The sequence below is a fragment of the Gelria sp. Kuro-4 genome (genome assembly GCF_019668485.1).
GTDB lineage: Bacteria > Bacillota > DTU030 > DUMP01 > DUMP01 > DUMP01.
In genome coordinates, this window is sequence record NZ_AP024619.1 from 1,633,609 (window position 1) to 1,653,431 (window position 19,823).

General features: G+C 52.8%; 14 protein-coding genes and 2 pseudogenes. All 16 read left to right on the top strand.

Annotated features, from left to right (window positions below; all coding sequences use genetic code 11):
- Positions 1-5: 5 nt before the first annotated feature.
- The 16 genes and pseudogenes from K5554_RS08205 (at position 6) to K5554_RS08280 (ending at position 19,775) form a co-directional block, all read left to right on the top strand.
- Positions 6-1,868, top strand: a complete 1,863-nt coding sequence (locus K5554_RS08205; RefSeq protein ID WP_221038028.1) for an aldehyde ferredoxin oxidoreductase family protein — start codon at positions 6-8, stop codon at positions 1,866-1,868.
- Between the two features lie 23 nt (positions 1,869-1,891).
- Positions 1,892-2,182, top strand: a complete 291-nt coding sequence (locus K5554_RS08210; protein WP_221038029.1) for a MoaD/ThiS family protein — start codon at positions 1,892-1,894, stop codon at positions 2,180-2,182.
- Positions 2,183-2,233: 51 nt separating this feature from the next.
- Complete coding sequence (locus K5554_RS08215; RefSeq protein ID WP_221038030.1) at positions 2,234-3,187, top strand: aldo/keto reductase; 954 nt, start codon at positions 2,234-2,236, stop codon at positions 3,185-3,187.
- A gap of 777 nt (positions 3,188-3,964) precedes the next feature.
- Positions 3,965-4,717 (top strand): IclR family transcriptional regulator, encoded by a 753-nt coding sequence (locus tag K5554_RS08220; protein WP_221038031.1) that lies wholly within the window; start codon positions 3,965-3,967, stop codon positions 4,715-4,717.
- A gap of 29 nt (positions 4,718-4,746) precedes the next feature.
- Positions 4,747-6,390 (top strand): amidohydrolase family protein, encoded by a 1,644-nt coding sequence (locus K5554_RS08225; protein WP_221038032.1) that lies wholly within the window; start codon positions 4,747-4,749, stop codon positions 6,388-6,390.
- A gap of 94 nt (positions 6,391-6,484) precedes the next feature.
- Complete coding sequence (gene allB / locus K5554_RS08230) at positions 6,485-7,867, top strand: allantoinase AllB (protein ID WP_221038033.1); 1,383 nt, start codon at positions 6,485-6,487, stop codon at positions 7,865-7,867.
- Between the two features lie 156 nt (positions 7,868-8,023).
- Positions 8,024-9,484, top strand: coding sequence for a sodium:solute symporter (locus tag K5554_RS08235; protein ID WP_221038034.1), 1,461 nt, complete (start codon positions 8,024-8,026; stop codon positions 9,482-9,484).
- A 32-nt stretch (positions 9,485-9,516) separates the two neighbouring features.
- The gene (locus K5554_RS08240) at positions 9,517-10,707 is read left to right on the top strand and encodes a M20 family metallo-hydrolase (RefSeq protein WP_221038035.1); all 1,191 of its coding nucleotides are present in this window, start codon (positions 9,517-9,519) and stop codon (positions 10,705-10,707) included.
- 389 nt (positions 10,708-11,096) lie between these two features.
- A pseudogene (locus K5554_RS08245) lies at positions 11,097-11,186 on the top strand (formate--tetrahydrofolate ligase); the annotation flags it as partial.
- Positions 11,187-11,222: 36 nt separating this feature from the next.
- Positions 11,223-12,080 (top strand): bifunctional methylenetetrahydrofolate dehydrogenase/methenyltetrahydrofolate cyclohydrolase FolD, encoded by an 858-nt coding sequence (gene folD / locus K5554_RS08250; RefSeq protein ID WP_221038037.1) that lies wholly within the window; start codon positions 11,223-11,225, stop codon positions 12,078-12,080.
- Between the two features lie 54 nt (positions 12,081-12,134).
- Positions 12,135-12,971: a 3-methyl-2-oxobutanoate hydroxymethyltransferase gene (panB, locus tag K5554_RS08255; RefSeq protein WP_221038038.1), complete on the top strand. Its 837-nt coding sequence runs from the start codon at positions 12,135-12,137 to the stop codon at positions 12,969-12,971.
- 23 nt (positions 12,972-12,994) lie between these two features.
- Positions 12,995-13,909, top strand: coding sequence for a ketopantoate reductase family protein (locus tag K5554_RS08260; protein WP_221038039.1), 915 nt, complete (start codon positions 12,995-12,997; stop codon positions 13,907-13,909).
- A 168-nt stretch (positions 13,910-14,077) separates the two neighbouring features.
- The gene (locus K5554_RS08265; RefSeq protein WP_221038040.1) at positions 14,078-15,676 is read left to right on the top strand and encodes a PocR ligand-binding domain-containing protein; all 1,599 of its coding nucleotides are present in this window, start codon (positions 14,078-14,080) and stop codon (positions 15,674-15,676) included.
- 20 nt (positions 15,677-15,696) lie between these two features.
- A complete protein-coding gene (locus tag K5554_RS08270) occupies positions 15,697-17,247 on the top strand; it encodes a response regulator (RefSeq protein WP_221038041.1) in 1,551 nt (516 codons plus the stop codon).
- Between the two features lie 66 nt (positions 17,248-17,313).
- A pseudogene (locus K5554_RS14710) lies at positions 17,314-18,488 on the top strand (dihydroxy-acid dehydratase).
- A gap of 24 nt (positions 18,489-18,512) precedes the next feature.
- Positions 18,513-19,775 carry a lactate racemase domain-containing protein gene (locus K5554_RS08280; protein WP_221038042.1) on the top strand — a complete coding sequence of 421 codons (1,263 nt, stop codon included), beginning with the start codon at positions 18,513-18,515 and terminating at the stop codon, positions 19,773-19,775.
- The last annotated feature ends 48 nt before the right edge of the window (positions 19,776-19,823 follow it).

A 19,823-nucleotide genomic window follows, 5' to 3' on the forward strand; every position in this document is an offset into this window, starting at 1 on the left:
TTTGTATGTTGAAGTACGGGGGATACTGTGGACGCTTTCTTCGGGTAGATCTTACGGCCAAGAAAATAACCACGGAAGAATTGACCGAGGAGTTTGTAAAAAAGTACGTCGGCTGCAACGGCTTCGGTGCCGCCATCCTGTACAACGAACTTCCGGCAAGAATTGACCCTTTTTCGGCCGCTAACAAGGTGGTGGTTGCTACCGGTCCCCTCACGGGTACTGTGGTGCCGTGCACCCCTAAGGTTGGTTTCTTCACCAAGTCTCCCCTCACGGGCGGCTTCATGGATTCTTATGCCGGCGGGCACTTTGGGGCAGAGCTCAAGTTCGCCGGCTTTGACGGCGTGATTATAGAAGGTGCCAGCGAGGCTCCCACTTGGCTTTACATTGAGGACGGTCAGGCTGAGCTACGTGACGCCTCCAAGCTGTGGGGGCTTTCGGTACCCGAGACAGAGGCCGCCGTCCGTCGCGATCTAAACAACGACGCCGTGCACGTTGCCTCTATAGGCCCCGCCGGGGAGCAACTAGTGCGCTTTAGCTGCGTCATGGTGGACATGTCGCATGCCGCCGGACGAGGTGGCGTTGGGGCGGTCCTCGGCAGCAAGAAACTCAAGGCCATCGCTGTGTATGGTAGAAAGAACCCGATCCCGGTTGCCGATCCCGAGGCTGTGCTGGCGCTTGCAGAGAAGATCTACCAGCACATTCAAGAAACCCCGTCTTTGGCTACCGGCATGCCCAAGTATGGCACCACAGGAGCGCTGAAGGCGAACCAGACCTCGGGGATTTTGGGAACGCGCAACTGGCAAAGTGAAACCTTTGAACACGCCTCGAGCATCGACGGAGATGCTTGCCTCAGAGAGCTGTTCGAAAAGAACCTGGCTTGCTTCCAGTGTCCGTTGCGGTGCACGCATTTTTCGAGAATCAAAGAAGGCAAGTATGCCGGCACCACCACCATCGGTCCGCAATACGAGACCATGTACAGCCTGGGTTCAGTTTGCGGCCTTACAGACATTAAGGCTGTCGCCAAGGCCAATGAGTACTGCAATGCGATGGGTCTCGATACTATCTCGGCCGGGGTCACCGTGGCTTTTGCCATGGAGCTTTACGAGCGGGGCATACTGAGCTACGAAGAGCTGGGGGGGCTGGATCTCACCTTCGGCAATGATGAGGGTTTGCTTGCTGCTTTGGAGTCCATCGTGGCCCGCCGCGGCATCTATAAACTCTTGGGTGAAGGTACCAAGCGGGCGGCGGAAGTCCTGGGCCGGGAAACGTACAAGTATGCCATCAATGTCAAGGGCTTGGAGTTGGCCGGCCACAGCGTTCGGGGCTATAAAGGCATGAGCTTGGGCTATGCCACCAGCACGCGCGGTGGTAGCCACCAGGATATGCGGCATATTCCTGAACGTGCCGGGTTATTCGATAGACGCGACCCCAGCGGCAAAGCACAGCTCAACTACGATATCACCTCCACAACAACTATTCGTGATACCCTAAACTACTGCGCTATGATCGAAGATGTGGTCGGGCGCGTGGGCATCACGGAAAAACATGCGGAAATGGTCAATGCCGTAACCGGCCTGAACCTCTCCGTGAATGAGGTGCAGCAGCTGGCGGACAGAATCTGGAACCTGGAGCGCGCCTTCAATGTACGCGAGGGTATGAGCCGCAAAGATGATGTTCTACCCTACCGCTTCATGCACGAGCCGATTCCGGAAGGCCCCTCCGAGGGCATGTACTGCCCGCCGGAGGAGCTGGAAAAAATGAAAGACGAACTCTACGAGATCCGAGGGTGGACTCGGGACGGAATTCCTTCGCGCGACAAGTTGCTAGAATTAGGACTCGACCAAGTAGCAGAGGAACTTTGGCCTTAATAGTCGGGCAAAGGGGATGGCCCATGTTTAAACAGATGGCACATGTTAAGTTTCTCGGCGAGTTCCGGGACGTAGCGGGAACCGATGAATTAGACGTAGCCATAGACCCGCCTTACAGCTTGGGGCAGCTCATAGAGAAGCTTGCAGAGACGTTGCCCCCACTGCGCAGTCTTCTCTACAAGCCGCGGGAAGAGGCTATCGCCCCGTTTTCTATGCTTTTGAACGGCAGGGAGGTTTATTCCCAAGGCGACCTTACCATTCCTGTTCCGCATGACAGCGAAGTGGTGTTTTTCTTCTGGGGTGTCGGTGGCTGAAGGGACTGTATGAATGGGGGTGATTTTGCCGGAAAGGAGGCTACCTGGCACATGGAATTTCGCGCCCTAGGGCCAATGGACCTCAGGGTAACGGAACTTTGTTTTGGTTTGCTGCCGCTCGGGCCTTTGCAGAAAAACCTGGATGAGAAAAGCATAGTATCGTTGCTACAACATGCCTTGTCACTTGGGATCAACTTTTTCGATACTGCAGAACTATACGGAACCCAGGAGTACCTCGGCAAAGCACTAAAAGGGTGGGATCGCAGTAGAGTAGTGGTGGCGACGAAGTCGGCTGCGACGACCTATGAGGACATGCGCCGGAGCGTGGAGAAGTCCCTGGTTGAACTTAGGACTGACTACATTGATATATACCATCTTCATGCCTCACGCGAAACGGCGACTGTGTTCGCTTCGCGAGCAGGAGCTATTGGTTGTTTAAGTGAGTATAAGTCCAAGGGACGAATTCGGGCCATCGGTGTATCGACTCATTCTGTAGCAGTGGTTGAAGCAGCGGCGAAGCGCAATGACATAGATGTTATTTTCCCCATTATTAATAAAGCCGGACGCGGTATTCAGGATGGTTCGAGAGGGGAAATGGAAGCCGCAATTCGTGATGCAGCCGGTGCGGGCAAGGGTGTTTATGCAATGAAAGCCCTGGCAGGGGGGCACCTCGTATCCGATGTTCCTTCGAGCATCAATTACGTGCGCAGTTTGCCTGGAATTAGTGCCGTAGCTGTAGGAATGGTTAACGAGCAGGAATTACTGTATAATGTGGAACTGTTCACCCGTGGAAAAATGCCGACGAAATCAGCAGGAAATCTGGGCAGGGATCAGAAACGGGTTGTGATTATGGGCTTTTGTAAGGGCTGCGGCACGTGCGCCAGGGCCTGTCCTAATCTGGCTATTACAGTGCGTAACGGTCGTGCACAAGTTGATCCGACCAAGTGCATACTGTGCGGATACTGCAACCCAGTATGTCCAGAGTTTGCCATCAGGGTAGTTTGATTTAAGAGAGACTAGGTTGAGTGCTTAAGGGGCTCTAGAAAGGGCCCCTTTTTGTTCGCTCGGCATGGGTGTTGCTCAATCATAGTCCAGTGCTTGAAGCTGGGCAAGAAAGCCCTCTGCCATCCCCGTCAGCCTGAGCTTACGCCAGCTTCTCCACGGTCGGCTGGCTTAGCACGGCAGAAGCGGCGGACGCGCTTTGTCGGCATTACCGGGGTACAGCTTTCTTTCCAAGTCGACATCGCTGAGGTCTGCGGGAAGCGGCCAGGTAAGGCCTGCCGCCTTGGCCCGTTCAAGGAGGCCGCTCACGGTGCTGTGCGCCTGGAGAGGCTGCGGGCGATCTGCTGCACTCCGATTTCCAGCTCGTAACGTAGGCGAAGAATCTCTTTGATCTTGTGCATGGATAACCTCCTGTTGGCCACGCTCTTGACCCCTTCCCCGTAAAACTTGCTTGTTTGCTAGTTCCGGGCCTCGGGACTAAAGTCCTCTGGCCGAGTGGTCTCCAGCGCTGCTTTAGAGCTTCCGGCCCAACAACTGATGGTCGGTTTGGCCGGAACGGGTGGACGATTTCAGTCGCAACGGGTGGACGATTTGCTTCGGAACCGGTGCTCGCTTTGGGCCGGAATCCACACCTCTGACGTGTTGGCAAGAGGCCCCATAAAACTCGGCAGATATCCTTACAAAAAAATATAGAAAACTAGAAGGATTTTTGGGGGCTAGTACAGAATTAGATTCATCAACTAATTTCACTGGGACACATGTCCCGAAAGGTGGGACACAATGAGTGCCAAGATACAACTTGTTGAGAAAATAACCGACCTTCTGGAATTACTCGCAGACTCAGACTCGGGTATTGGGGTGAGGGAACTTGCTAGACTAAGTGGAATTCCACGCAACACTGTCTCTCGCTTGCTTGCATCGTTGCAGGAAGAGGGATGGGCTTTCCATGACCCGTTGACCGACAAGTACAGGATTGGCTTGAGATTGCTGTCGTTTGCTAATCGCTGGCGCTTGAATCTCGAAATTGTTCAACAAAGCATGCCAGTCCTCGAAAAACTGGCTGCCGATACGAGAGAAACAGCCATACTTTCGGTTGTTGAAGATAGCGTAGCTGGCAGGTGTGTCAACAAAGTGGATTCAAAGAACCGAATCAAGCTTGTTTCTGAAGTCGGTTCTTCAATCCCATTGCATGCCGGGGCTTCGGGCAAAGTCCTTCTCGCGTTCTTGCCGTCTGCCGTTCAAGAAGAAGTACTGACTAAGCCGTTGAAGCGTTTTACGCCGAGAACCATTACTGAGCCCGGATCTCTTAGAGAAGAACTCCGCCGGATAAGAGAAAGAGGATACGCAATAAGCGTGGAGGAAGTGGATCCGGGAGCTGCGGCCATCGGGGCCCCAATTCTTGATGCGAAAGGAAGGCTAATAGCTGGGCTCAGCATAGCAGGGCCAAGATTCGATTTCGAAGGAGGAGAATTTGAAAGGCTCACACCCTTGGTTCTAAATGCGGCTGCAGAGATTTCCAAGCTTCTTGGGTGAAGAAAGCTTGTCGGAAGGAGAATTGTGAGATGTATGATGTCCTGATCCGGGGCGGCACGGTGATCGATGGCACAGGCAGCCCGGGCCTGAGGCAGGATGTGGCGATTAAAGACGGGAAGATCGCCGCGCTGGCCAACAACGTCAGAGATACAGCGACCACTACGATTGATGCCGGTGGGCAAATCGTGGCACCTGGGTTCATCGACACCCACAGCCACAGCGATCTCATGCTTCTGGCCAATCCGGCGCTCGAGGAAAAGGTACGGCAGGGAGTGACTACAGAGATCCTGGGGCAGGACGGGCTGGGGCTGGCGCCGGTGTACTCCGACACTGCCAAAGCGATGTTGCAGGAGCACCTGGCCGGGCTGCTGGGCAGCCCAGCTGTGGTTTGGAACTGGTCAAGCTTCGCCAGCTATCTGAAATGCTACCAGCACCGCGGTACGATACTGAACGTGGCTGCTCTCGTGAGCCACGGGGCGCTCCGGATTGCCGCCATGGGAATGGAGGACCGGCCGGCTACGAAGGTGGAGCTGGCGGAGATGAAACGCCTCCTGGACGAGGCACTGGCGACGGGGGCGCCGGGCTTGTCCACCGGGCTCATCTACCCGCCCTGCAATTACGCAACGCACGAGGAACTGGTGGAACTTGCCCGCGTGGTGGCCAGCCACGGCGGCGCCTTCGTAGTTCATGTGCGCAACGAGGCAGATACACTTCTCGAGTCGCTTCAGGAGATGGTGGACCTCGCGCGCGCTTCGGGGGTGCACCTGCACATCTCGCACCTTAAAACCATCGGTAAGAAGAACTGGGGCAAGGTAGATGCTGCCCTTACTCTCCTGGAAACGGCGCAGCAGGAAGGTCTGGTTGTGACGGCCGACCAGTACCCCTACCTGGCCGGTTCCACCGCCCTCGCGGCCTGCCTACCGCCCTGGGCGCCGGCCGGTGGGCCGCAGGCCATGCTGGCGCGGCTGAGGAGCCCTGAAGAACGGGCGCGAATCAAAGCAGCCTTTCGGGAGACCATTCCGAACTGGCAAAACCGGGGTGAAACCGAGGGCTGGGAGAACGTAATCGTCGCGTCGTTGGGGAGCGGTAACCCGGCGGTGATAGGCAAAAGCATCGCGCAACTAGCTGCAGAACGGGGCGCAGACCCGGTGGATGTCATCATGGACATCATCCTAGCGGAAGAAAACCGGGCCACCATGGTTTGTTTCCAGAACTGCGAGGAGAACCTGGTGAAAGTGATGCAGAAGCCCTGGGTAATGGTGTGCACCGACGGCATCCTGGGCGCGGGCAAGCCGCACCCGCGCCTTTACGGGACTTTCCCGCGGGTGCTGGGGCGGTATGTGCGTGAGCAGGGAGCGCTCACGCTGGAGGAGGCCATCCGCAAGATGACGGCGCTCCCGGCGGCGAGCTTCGGGCTGACAGACCGCGGCGTGCTCAAAGAGGGGCTGGCTGCGGATGTGGTGGTCTTCGAGCCGGCTGTGGTGCTTGACCGGGCGACCTATGCGGAGCCCCAGGCCTGGCCGGAGGGCATAAGCCACGTCCTGGTGAACGGCGAACTGGTCCTGGCCGAGGGGATGCCCACTGGGGCTCTTCCCGGCCGGGTTTTGGCCGGAAAAAGATCCATGATCCAACAAGGAGGTGAACCGGACGCGTCATCTGGAAGCCGTTCATAAGGGAGATTGTGGGCAAAACGGCAGACACGAGGCTCCTCAGGCTGAAGCCAAATGTTCCGGTTGAGATTTCAAGTTTAATTGGAGGAAGATGCTTATGGTTGACCTGATCATCAAAAATGCCCGCGTCGTAACAGAAGACGGCGAATTCGAAGGAGGTGTCGCCGTCCACGAGGGCAGGATCGTTTCTTTGGGGAGCAACGAAACGCTCCCTGCCGCCGCAAGAGCCATTGATGCCGAAGGAGCATACCTGTTACCCGGGGGTGTTGATCCCCACGTGCATATCAGGTACCCTGGAGGGGCGCACCGCGAGACGTTTGAGACCGGGAGCGCAGCGGCAGCGGCAGGGGGCATCACCACGATTATTGAGCACCCGATATCCTCCCCGCCGCAGTATTCCGTTGAAATCCTCATGGATAGGGTTGAAGCGGCAAAAAGACAGTCACTTGTTGACGTGGCATTCCTGGGGGCAGCGGGCGGAGAGAAGCTTGAGCACATTCCTCAAATCGCTGCAGCCGGCATTGTGGGCTACAAGACATTCCTTCATGCGGCCCCAGAAGGCCGAGAAAAAGAATTCGTCGGTTTGACCATGAAGAACAACTACGAGCTATATTCCGGTTTCAAGGAGGTCAGCCGAACCGGTCTGCCGATAGCCGCCCATTCAGAGGATAACGACATAATTGCCGGACTTATACACCAGTTTCGAGCTGAAGGAAAGACAAGTCCTCTCGACCATGCCAGGTCACGTCCGCCACTCTCGGAAGTGATGGCTGTGGAGAAGTTGATCCGGATTGCGAAAGAGACGGGGGCAACTCTCTACCTTGTCCACATCTCCACCCCGGAAGCTGTTGCCCTGGCACTCGAAGCGCGTCGGCACGGGCAAAAGATATTCATAGAGACTTGCCCACACTACCTCTACTTGACACAAGACGCACTCACAAAGCATGGCCCTTATGCGAAGTGCAACCCCCCTCTTCGGACTCGGGCGGAGGTTGATGCCCTTTGGGGATACGTGCTTGACGGGACAATTGACACTATCGGCAGCGACCACGGACCTTTCACGACTGAGGAGAAGGACAAAGGTTCGGTGGACATTTTCGTTGCACCTGCCGGCTTTCCTGGACTTGAGACGCGCTTGCCCCTAATACTGACGGCGGTGAAGCAAGGGCGGCTCTCTATGAAACGGGCAATTGAACTTCTAAGCACCAACCCCAGCAAGGTTTTTGGCCTGTACCCGCGGAAAGGAACTATCGCGGTAGGGGCCGACGCAGACTTTGTAGTCGTTGATTTGAACACGCCCTTCGTAATTGATCACCACCAGATGCTCACTAAATCACGGGACGCTTGCCGCGTGTTTGATGGGCTGCCTGTTTATGGAAAAGTGCTGAAAACCCTTGTCAGGGGACAAGTGGTTTATTCGGACGGTAAAGTGACCGCAGAACCGGGTTACGGACAGTGGGTTACTCGTGAGGTCAGGTAGTACACAGCAAAGGCGGGAAAGGAGACTGGGCAGATGATTCCAGGTGGTTTGATGGCGTTTTGGATCATGTTCTTGGTGCTGTGCTTTTCGCCCATGTTGATTGTCACCCTTAAGTACAAGAACAAGAATTGAGACGACGGAGGGGCGTGAGCAAATATGGAACTTGCGGTCAGTATAGTCCTATTTCTCGTAGCCCTGTTTCTGATTGGGGTCTATGTTTCCCGAAAGATAAAGAGCGCAGAGGACTGGTGGATAGCCGGACGTGGCCTGGGCATAGTACCGCTCGTCGGTACGTATTTTGCGACGATCATAAGTACTGCGTCCATCGTCGGCTACCTTGGCTACTACTATCAAGTTGGCTGGGCCGGCTGGTGGAACTGGACGGGAACGGCAATAACCAGCTTGGTTGCTGCGGCGTGGTTTGCGGAAAAGATAAGGTCCTTTGGCCAAGTCACTCTTCCCGACTTTCTTGAAGCACGTTATGGACGGGTGCACAGTCTCATTGCCGGTGCCTTGATTCTGGTAGCGATGGTCTTTTTCACTTGTGCGCAGCTTGCCGGCGCATCTGCCGTGGTGACAACGGCTACGGGACTGGGCAGGACACCGGCGATTGTCATCATCGGTGCGGTGTTCATCGTGTTTACGGTCCTCGGGGGGATGGAGTCTGTTGCTTGGACGGACACTTTCTGCAGCCTTGTAATACTGGTAGGTGTATGGATTCTAATGGCCAAGGTCGTATCTATGGCGGGCGGCGTTGTCAACATTCACCGAACCTTGGCCCAAACGAAACCCGGGATGCTGGACCCGTTTGGGGGTGGGGCGGTACCACTCGGTGTAGCCATTTCCTGGACGGTTACGTGGGGTGTGGGCAATTTCGGTGCTCCACAATTCATCACCCGCTTCTATGCGGCGAAAGACGCTAAGAATGCGGCGCTCAGCCAAGGGTATACTGGAATGGCCCTCCTGGCCTTCTATCTGCCTGTAATGCTGATTGCTCTGGCCAGCAGCATACTTTTCCCCGGCATCAAAGTCGCGGACACAGTAACGCCGACGATAATCAAGAACGTGCTTAATCCCTGGCTGGGTGGGATCCTGATGGCTTCGATCCTAGCCGCAGCAATTTCAACGGCCGACTCGGTGTTGCTCTTGGGAGGCACAACTTTTGTCCGCGACCTGTATCAGAAACTGTCCTCCAAACCTGTATCTTCAGCACAATTGCTGAGGCTGTCGAGAATAGTGACTTTGATCATTGGTGCAGCCGCAATTCTGTCCACAATTTACATTGAATCGGGCGTCATGTGGATACAGGCCAACATGGTAGGCATAATGGGTTCGACCCTGGCGGTGGTTGTCCTCGCCGGCTTCGCCTGGAAGCGGGCCAATTCCCAGGGTGCCTTGGCCGCAATGCTTGTCGGTTTGCTCACGGCTGCTATTTGGTATGCACTGGATAAGCCTTTCGGTTGGTTCCCGATCCTACCCTCAATCTTTACTTCACTTTTTACTCTAGTTGTGGTCAGCCTCCTTACTCCTGCTCCTTCCGAGAGCGTGCAAGAGCGTTTTTTCGGGATAAAGAATGATCAAGGAGACTTCAACGTGTCTATCAGCTCGGCCGAGTAGATTTGTTGATTCTTGGATTGTGAGGGATCAGGTTGGTCAACAAAGATAGACTGGAAAGGGATTTAAAAAGGCTGGGAGCCATAGGCTGGCGGGAGGAACACGGATTGGCGCGGATGGCTTACTCAGAGCAGTACATTGAAGCTCGAGACTACGTCCAAAGACTCATGACGGAAGCAGGCATGCTAACACGCGTCGATCCGGTTGGCAACCTGTTCGGCTTTGTTGCCGGAAGCTGTCCTGAAACCAAAACCATCCTTTTAGGTTCCCACCTGGACGCGGTACCCGGCGGCGGGATCTATGATGGAGCCGTTGGCGTGATCGGGGCCCTCGAAGCAGTCCGTGGGATCAGGGAGCAGGGTTTAGTGACTAGACATTCGTTGGAGGTGGCGGCGTTCATAGCGGAAGAAGGGGGTGACCTGGGCGGTACTTTCGGGAGCAGGGCTTTTGTCGGAGAAGTTCCTACGGATATGCCGGATGAGGTGCTGGGTCAGTACAGGCTTTCAATTGCAGACGTACAGGCTTCAAGAGGAAACACAGACTCGTATTGCTGCTACTTGGAGCTTCATATCGAGCAAGGCCCCGTACTTTGGGAAAAGGGAATACCTATCGGTATTCCCACGGCCATAGTCGGAATAAGCCGTTACAAAGTTCGAATTGTAGGGGAAGCGAATCATGCAGGGACCACACCAATGATCAACAGAAAGGACGCCTTGCGCGCAGCGGTGCGTGTGTTGGACAGATGGTATGATCATGTGGACCATGCCCACGGATTCGTGTGCAACATCGGAACACTGAAAATCCAGCCTGGGTCGGTTGCTGTTGTACCCGGTGAAGTTGAGTTTGTTCTGGAGTTGAGATCAACCGATGATGCAACAACTGAACTGGGCGCCAGGGAGTTTAAAGAGATGCTGCATACGACTGTTGCCATTCCAAGCCAGTTTGAACTGTTGGTCCGCAAACCTGCAGTCAGAATGAGCGAATCATTAGTGAATGTGATCCAGACCAGCTGTCGAGAGCTAGGGGTTCAGTACCTGTTAATACCGAGCGGTGCTTCGCATGATGCGAGCCCGTTGGCGCGCCATATCCCGGCAGGAATGGTGTTTGTGCCGAGCGTCAAGGGAGTAAGCCATCGCAAGGACGAGTTCACGCCTATTGATGACATTGCTACAGGAGTGGAAGTCCTGATGCGTGCTGTGCTTGGAGCGGACGGCCGAATCCCTTGATAAATCCGTTGCCGTGAATGGACCAGCCTTGGACCGCCTTGCAGCGCAAGGCGGTTTTCTTCTTGGCGGTGTACAAGATGTCCAGATTGGCCTGAGTGGATTACCAAGAATATTTGCGGGTGTTCTTTGGGGTCCATAGGCTGAAGCTGTTGTTGGCGGAACATCCGTGTCCTCGCGTACGCTTTCTTCATCCGGGCATTTATCCGATGTAAAAAATTAGTGAGGGGAATGGAGGACGAACGCTTTTGAAATCACGACTAGGTGGCTGTAAGCCGAGCAAGAATTTCGACTGCCCGAGCAAGAAAGTGTGTAGGAGCTTCACCTATAAACGAGGAACATAATGAGTGCTAAATAAACAAGAAATGAAATTAAAAGCTAAAGGAGTTAGAAGCATGCTTTCCATGCCCGGTCTTCCTAAGCACCCGGCGGCGCTCGACATGGACATAGACGACACAGGGCGCATCACCGGCCTCTTTTAGGCCGGCCAAGAGATCTTTAAGGCAGGAGGGCGGGAAATGAGGGCGGAGATTCTCGACGGCAGGAAGGTGGCGGCGCAGGTTAAGGCTGCGCTCAAAGAAGAGGTGACACAGCTGAAAGGCCGGGGCCTGACCCCCGGCCTGGCGGTGATCCTGGTGGGGGACGACCCGGCCTCCCAGGTGTACGTAGGGAACAAAGAGAAGGCCTGCCGGGCGGTGGGCATTGCCTCCTTTCCCCACCGGTTGCCGGCGGCTACCGGCGAGGAACACCTGCTGCAGCTCATCGGGCGCCTCAACGCCGACCCGGCCGTGCACGGGATCCTGGTCCAGCTGCCCCTGCCGCGCCAACTGGACGCGAACCGGGTAATCCAGGCCATCGACCCGGCCAAGGACGTGGACGGCTTCCACCCCGTGAACGCCGGCCGGCTGGCGGCGGGTTTGCCGGCCTTTGTACCCTGCACGCCCCAGGGGGTTATGCACCTGCTCACAGCCTATAACATCCCGGTTGCGGGGCGGCACGCCGTGGTGGTGGGGCGGAGCAACATCGTGGGCAAACCCCTGGTGCAGCTTCTCCTGGCCGCGGATGCCACCGTCACCGTCTGCCACAGCAAGACCAGGGACCTGGCCGCCTTCACCCGCACAGCCGATATCCTGGTGGCGGCGGTGGGTAGGCCGCGCCTCATCACCTGCGACATGGTAAAACCCGGGGCGGTGGTGGTGGACGTAGGCATCAACCGGCTGCCGGAAGGGCTGGTGGGCGACGTGGATTTCGAGGCGGTGCGCGAGGTGGCGCGTTACATTACGCCCGTTCCGGGCGGCGTAGACCCCCTGACCATCGCCATGCTGCTCAAAAACACGGTGGCAGTCGCAAGGGGATTACTACAGCACTTAGATTGACCTTTTCCTTTCCCTGTGGGGAAATATCACAAATATAAGACTGGAGGAATGATGATGGAAAAGCGTAAAGTTGCCATCCCGCAGCTCAAGGAGATGAAGAAGACTGGTTGTAAACTAAAGATGGTTACGGCGTACGATTATTCGATGGCATCACTTGTAGACAAAAGCGAAATCGAAATGATCCTCGTGGGTGATTCACTAGGGATGGTAGTTCTGGGCTACGAAGGCACCGTACCTGTCACCATGGAGGACATGATTCACCACATCCGCTCGGTGGTGAAAGGTGCAGCGCATACCTTAGTGGTCGGAGACATGCCGTTTATGTCGTATAATATCAGCCGCGAAGAAGCCATACGCAACGCCGGTCGCCTTATGAAAGAGGGTGGAGCAGACTGCGTAAAGCTGGAAGGCGGCCAGGAAATGGCGACTATAGTCCGTGCTATCGTGGACGCCGGAATCCCGGTGATGGCGCACATCGGGCTTACTCCCCAGACGGCCTCGGCCCTGGGCGGCTTTAAGGTACAGGGTAAGGATGCTGCCAGGGCCGCGAAACTCCTAGCAGATGCTCAGGCCTTAGAGGAGGCCGGAGCCTTTGCTATTGTACTCGAGTGTATCCCAGCCCAGCTTGCCCGACTTATTACGGAGAAGCTTTCCATCCCAACCATCGGTATCGGCGCAGGTCCTTGGTGTGACGGCCAGGTGCTCGTTACGCACGATATGCTAGGTCTCTTTGACCGTTTTGTACCTAAGTTCGTTAAACAATACGCCAACGTGGGAAAGGTTATACTGGAAGCCTTCCAGGCATATGCTCAAGAGGTGAACGCCAGCACCTTCCCAGATATGGAACACTCCTTCACAATGAAAGAAGAGGAACTAGCAAAGCTAGAGTAATGGAATACGAGGAAGGGATCAGAATGCAGATTTCAGTAGTTGGCGCAGGGGCGATGGGGTGTATTTACGGTGGCACCTTATCTGAGGCCGGCCATGATGTAACCCTGATTGATGTTTGGGCCGAGCACGTTAAGGCCCTCAACGAGCAAGGCCTTAAGCTTACTGGCGTGAGTGGTGACCGGACCATTCCCGTGCATGCTGTTACCAGTCCTGTGGGCCTGCCGGTGCAGGACCTAGTGATCATCTTTGTCAAGTCGGCCTTCACGGAAGCGGCAATACGTGAGGTAGCCAATCTGATCGGCCCGGAGACCACGGTTCTTACTCTGCAGAATGGCTTGGGCAATGCCGAGAAAATTGGTGCCATCGTCGGGGTGGAGAAAGTAGTAGCTGGGGTTACCTCCCACGGTGGAACCATGCTTGGCCCTGGTCAGGTGCGCCATGCCGGCCGCGGTGAAACGGTGTTAGGGGAGCTCGTAGGTGGGCTCACCCCCCGGCTTGAGAACCTGGCTGCTGCCTTCACCGCTGCTGGTCTAGAGACACGAGCTGTGGAGAGTGTCGACAGCCTGATCTGGAGCAAACTCCTCGTGAACGTGGGGATTAATGCCGTGACGGCCCTCCTGCGGGTTACCAACGGCGAACTGCCGAAACACGAAGCGACGCGGGAGCTGGTGCGTTTGGCAGTGGAGGAAGGGGCACGTGTTGCGGCAGCAAAGGGGATTAAACTGATCTACCCAGACCCTGTGGCAAACTGCCTGAAAGTGGCAGAGCTCACAGGGCCAAATCTCTCTTCCATGCTCCAGGATGTGCAAGCTAAACGGCGTACCGAAGTGGACGTGATTAACGGGGCTGTCGTTGATGAAGGGAAGAAATTGGGTGTTGCTGCTCCTGTTAATCAAACCCTAAGACATCTCATCAAAGCTATCGAAGAGTGCTACTAAGTGCAGAAAAGGCCGGGGACATATTGTGCCCCGACCTTTTTATACCTTCAGTAAGTATCAATACTGGGTGTACAACAGGATGAGAGGAAATTTTCGAGTCGAGTCGAAATATAGGATATTGACCTGAGACCAGTACCAAGATTCATATACTGGGGAGAGGATTTCTTGATGACGGCAGCGGCATTGAATATAAAGGAAGGCAAGCAAGTGTTCCCCTGGGGGGACATAGAATGGTTGCACTCACCAGGCATCAGGGGAAGAGGAAGCGTCAGCTTAGGTATTGTTAGCCTGTTACCGGGATCCTGTCAAGAACCGCACAACCATTATGCTGACGAACAAATCCTTTATGGTATCCAGGGGTCAAGCACGCACTATATTAATGAGCAAACGTATGAGCTAGGGCCCGGGTCGTGGCTCTACTTGGAACCGTATGTGAACCACGGCATGAGCAACAGCAGCCTTGAAGAAGCACGTTTTCTCCTTGTGGCCAATCCAGTCTCCCAAGCCGCAGAAATCGGGGAACACGATAACAGCGTTCTTGAGGGCTCGTTTACACCTGTGAGAATTGCGGACCTGACTGACCAGACAAATTTGCAGGAAGTGCAAGATAAGTTTGCTTCTGTAACAGGGTTAGCAGTAAGTATTGTCGGACCGACAGGTCTGCTCCTTACTGAGCCCGCAGCTCCGCCAGCGTTTTGCCGCTTGTGCATTCTTCATCATGGGCAGTGTGAGTTTCTAGTTGAAAAGCACCGAGAGGCTTGTACTGAAAACGAACTTGAGTTACTAAAGTGTTCCTATGGCGTGGTAGCAGTTCGAATGCCTGTGCAGGTTCATGGGGCCCCAGTAATGTCAATAGTGTGTGGATATGTATTGCTGGACAAACCTGGTCAGCTCGAGACAGAGAGAGTGTTCAAATTAGCCAAGTGTGGCGGCTACCCACAAGAGGAAGTGCTTCAGTTTTACAAGAGAATTGAACTAGTCACTAGAAATCGTCTTATTTCTGCGGCAGAGCTGTTAAGGGTTACAGCATTCAGTTTAAGCCGAATCTTTGTGACTGCGGCGAAAGAAAGAGAGCTTAAAGACTACCGGTGGCGTTTCCTGAAGGAACAAAACGACAGGGTGATGCTGGAGGCAGATCTCCAACGTACACGTTTAGCTTTAATAGAATCGCAGATAAACCCACATTTTCTATTCAATACACTGAATCTTATCGCCGAGTCCTCAGTTATGAGGGGAGACGAGGATATCTCCGAGCTGGTTTACGCTCTTTGTGGTTTACTGCGTTTTTCCCTAAAACAGGTCGGGCATTTAGTAAAACTAAAAGACGAACTGCAGTATGTCAAGAACTATCTGTGCATCCAGGAACACCGATTTCCGGGAAGCTTCATAGTCTCAATTAACGTATCAGATGAGCTCCAAGAGTGCAAAGTGCCAGCCATGATACTTCAACCCCTTGTAGAAAACTTCTTCGTTCACGCCCTGACTATGAACAGGGAAATAAAATGCACACTTAAGATTACTGGAAGTGCTGACAACAGCATAGCGAGAATCGCCGTAGAGGACGACGGGCGAGGAATTCCTCCCGAACGGTTGGCCGAAGTTCAGAGTTGGTTAAAGTCTGATCCTTGTGAAATGCCTCCTGGCTCAGGTATTCGCGGAGTTTTTTGGCGCTTACAACGCTACTTCAACGGAAAAGGCTCTTTAGAGATAAGGTCTGTTTTGGGTCATGGAACAACAGTTAGTATAATGTTGCCCTGGGTTCGATAGTGTCCTCGGGGGGATAGATAGTGCGCGTTTTAGTTGCAGATGATGAGACCTCCGTTAGGAAGTTTGTTAATTTTGTGGTAACAAAACATTGCCCAGGTGTTAGTATCGTGGGGGAGGCCTCAAATGGCAAACAAGCAATCGCACAGGGCCTAAGTCTACACCCCGATGTCTTACTAACAGATATCCGTATGCCTGAAGTGGATGGTATTGCTGCTGCCAAGCAATTAAAGAGGCAGTTGCCTCATCTTCAAATCGTTTTTCTTACGGCTTACGAGGAATTCGATTATGCCCGCGAAGCTGTTGCACTTAAAGCGCAGAACTACCTGGTCAAGCCTGTTAGGGTGGATGAGTTAAAGGGAGTATTGCAGCAGTGCGCAGATAATCTCCGTAAGCGGGAGCTTGGTAACTCCTTGGTTCTTACGATGACGTCCATAGTACGTGAAACACAGCCATATTTGAGATCTTATCTAATGGGTCAGCTTCTTAACGGGGACATCACGAACCGTGGATACAAGAGACTCATTCAAATAATAGGATCCCAACTCTGCCCGAGTTTTCTGGTAGTACTCAAGTCAGAATACGTCCTTACAGAACATGGTTGTTTGTGGCACGCTCTGCAGGCTTTATGTAAGAGCAATAGAGAGATAATAACATCGTCGCCAACTAAAGGGGGTGCAGTACTTCTTGTTCGAACTCATGCAGAACGAGGTTCAACTGAAGATGCAATGTGGATTCGACAGTGGGCTGAAGGTATAAGAAGCGACCTAGAAACACGACTCAAAACTCGAATCACGATTGGAGTCGGAGGTGTGGCTCAGAACGCAAGCGATATTCCAAGATCGTATCACCAGGCCCAACTCGCCCTTAGTTTTGAATTTATCCTCGGAAGGGGAAACGTAATAACTCTTAGAGACATCATTAGCGACCGGCCAGAAAACCTCTACTTGTTACCCTTGGAATCTGAATTGGCAGGCTCTATACAAAATGGGAGCTGCGAGAAAGCACTACACCATTTGGAAAGACTGCTCAAAAAAATAGAGTCTATCGCTCACCGCTCTCCAGAAGTGGCTCGGCAGTTTTTACAAAACCTCGTACACATCATCGTTGGCGCTGCCGAAGAACAAGGGGCTAAGGATTTAAACCTGCTTGATGATTACGTTTCCAGGGTGAAATTAGCTAACACATTTTCTCAGGCGGCACAGGAGCTAAAGCAATTGACTAGCAGCGTTGTATCAATATCCCAAAGTAGAAAACAGGAGGGGAACCTTGACGCAATACGTAGGGCCATTTCGTTTGTGGAATCTAATTACGACAAAAAACTCACTCTGGAATCAGTAGCTAAGAATGTGTACCTTAGCCCATGCTACTTCAGCCGGTTATTCAAGAAGGAAACCGGGGTTAACTTTGCCAGGTACGTGTCTCTCGTACGGATTAATACTGCCAAGAAGCTTTTATTGGAAAGGAGACTATCAATTAAAGAGGTTGCTGGTAAAGTAGGGTACAATGATCCGCGCTATTTTAGCTACACGTTTAAAAAGTTAACCGGTATTCTACCGAGTGAATACAAATAGGTATATATGTAGTTGCGCAAAATTACTGTACCACAACGACAAAGAATTCGACAGGTCAAGAACAAAATGTGGCTAATCTTCTTTTATGCTGCAGGGCTCGATGAGAAAGACATAAATAAACCTCATCGCGTCGTCAATGCGCACGATAATATAACCCGGGTCATGGAACCATAGACACTCTAGCAGAGCGTGTTAAGGCTGGGATTTGGGCAGCTGGCGGTATACCATGTGAATGTTCCTAATTGGTATATGTAATGGTTTAGCCTAAGATCATGGTGTTCCCAGCTCCAAGTCATGAACTCATTGCTGATTCTATTGAAACTGTGGTTTCCGCACACATATATTTAATGGTATGTGTACTGCTACTGACTAACTGTGAAAAGATTACTCCTGAAATGCTAGACATTCCAGCCATCCTCCTTGGCAGTGGTTCAACGCTGGCAGGTGTCGTAAACGGAAAGCGCATGCAATCTGTTTTGACATGGTCTTGGGGGGGTCTACAAACACGGTATTGCATTTGTTAGCAGTAGCACATGAAATAGGAGTTCGGCTGGAACTTCAGACTTTTCATCAAATCAGTAGGATCGTAAAGCTTAAACCGGCCGACGAGTATTTCTTAAAGGATTTTTGGTATGTCGGTGGTGTACAAGCAGTAATGATGCGGCTGTAGAATCTTGGGGTACTACATGAGGATGCCTTGATGTTTTGGGAACAATCAAGGGCATCATAAGTGCAGCAACCATTAAGAACAACACTGTTATCTCTTCTGTTTCCAATCCCTATTCACCCACAGGCGGGATAGCAGCATTAAGGGGTAATGGCACCCAAGGGGGCCGTAGTGAAGTCCAGAGCTGTAGTTAAGTCCATGCTTCACCACGTAGGCCCGGCACTTTGATAATGAACAGGACGCTGTTACTGCCATTCTTGATAAGAACGTTCATGCAGGTGAGTAGTAATCATTAGGTACGAAAGAAGGGTGGCCTGGGATGCACGAAATGCTTACGGCAACTGCTGCTTTGGCCGGGGTGGAGCTTGACGATAGTGTAGCGTTGAATTACTGATGGCCGTTTTTCAGGTGCCACACGTGGCGCGGCAATTGGACATTTCTCCCTGGAAGCTTTCGAGGGAGGCCAGATTGCGCCCGGGCTCAGTGGTGTGCCCCGGAACCAAAAGTTGAGCGTGGGCATCTTACACGGTACGCGAAGGTGGTTTCTTCTGCGAGTGACAGGACGATTATGTAGTAGTCTAGAAAGGTGGCGAATCAAATGAGATTTCCACGTATGGTGACCCTGAAACAACATTTTTCTCATCACGGAATTTCTAATGTCGAAGAGAAGGTTCGAGAAGAGGTAGGTAGAGTCTTACCCTACACAAACATAAGGCATGGAGATTCGGTGGCAATTACGGTAGGCAGTAGGGGTATCGCGAATTTATCTTCTATCGTTAGAACACTTGTCAGAGCACTAATTAGTTATGGTTGTAAGCCGTTTATAGTGCCGTGCATGGGGAGCCATGGTGGAGCTACTGCTGAGGGGCAAAAAAGGATTTTAGAACATTACGGGATCACAGAGAAGACCATGGGCGCACCTGTTATATCATCAATGGAAGTAAAGAAGGTAGGAAAAACAGATGACGGACTAGATGTGTATGTTGATAGCAACGCAGTTTTAGCCGACCACATTGTAGTATTTAACCGGATCAAGCCACACACAGATTTCCGGGGTCAGGTTGAGAGCGGACTCTTAAAAATGATGACTATAGGACTAGGGAAGCACAAGGGAGCACAGTACTATCATCAAGCAGCGGTTACCTACGGCGGAAGCCATGTAATAGAGACAGTGGGTAAAACAGTTCTTAAGGTGTGTAATGTGGCCTTCGGATTGGCGTGCATAGAAGATGCCTATGATCAGACAGCTTTAGTCGAAGCAATTTTGCCCGAACGAATTGAGCAACGGGAAAAAGAATTACTAGTGAAGGCACGCGAGCTCATGGCTAAACTCCCCTTTGAAGAAATGGATATTCTACTCGTCGATCAAATTGGGAAAAACATAAGCGGGACTGGTATGGATACTAATGTGGTTGGCAGAATAATGAATATTTATACACCTGATCCAGAAAAGCCCAAAATTACCCGTATTGTAGTACGGGACCTGACTGATCAAACGGAAGGCAATGCTATCGGTATAGGAATGGCTGATTTTATCACAAAACGCCTAGCTGATAAGATTGATTATAAGGCTATGTATACCAACACAATAACTGGGTTAGTTGTTGAAAAGGCCCGGCTCCCTATTGTGTGCAGCTGTGACCGTGATGCTCTTGAGAAAGCACTACTGACCATCGGGCTGGTCGCTCCCGAAGAAGCTCGGGTAATTTGGATAAGAGACACTTTGAGTTTGGAAACGGTTGCGGTGTCAGAGGAGTTCTTAAAAGACGCACTAATGCGGAAGGACTTGGAAGTACTAGGTACACCATGGGAGATGAAGTTTGATGTTGATGGATCTCTAGAAAGCCCCTGGTTGGTTTAGAGCAATGGAAATGGAGGAGGGGAGTGATTGATTTATCAAACTTCTATA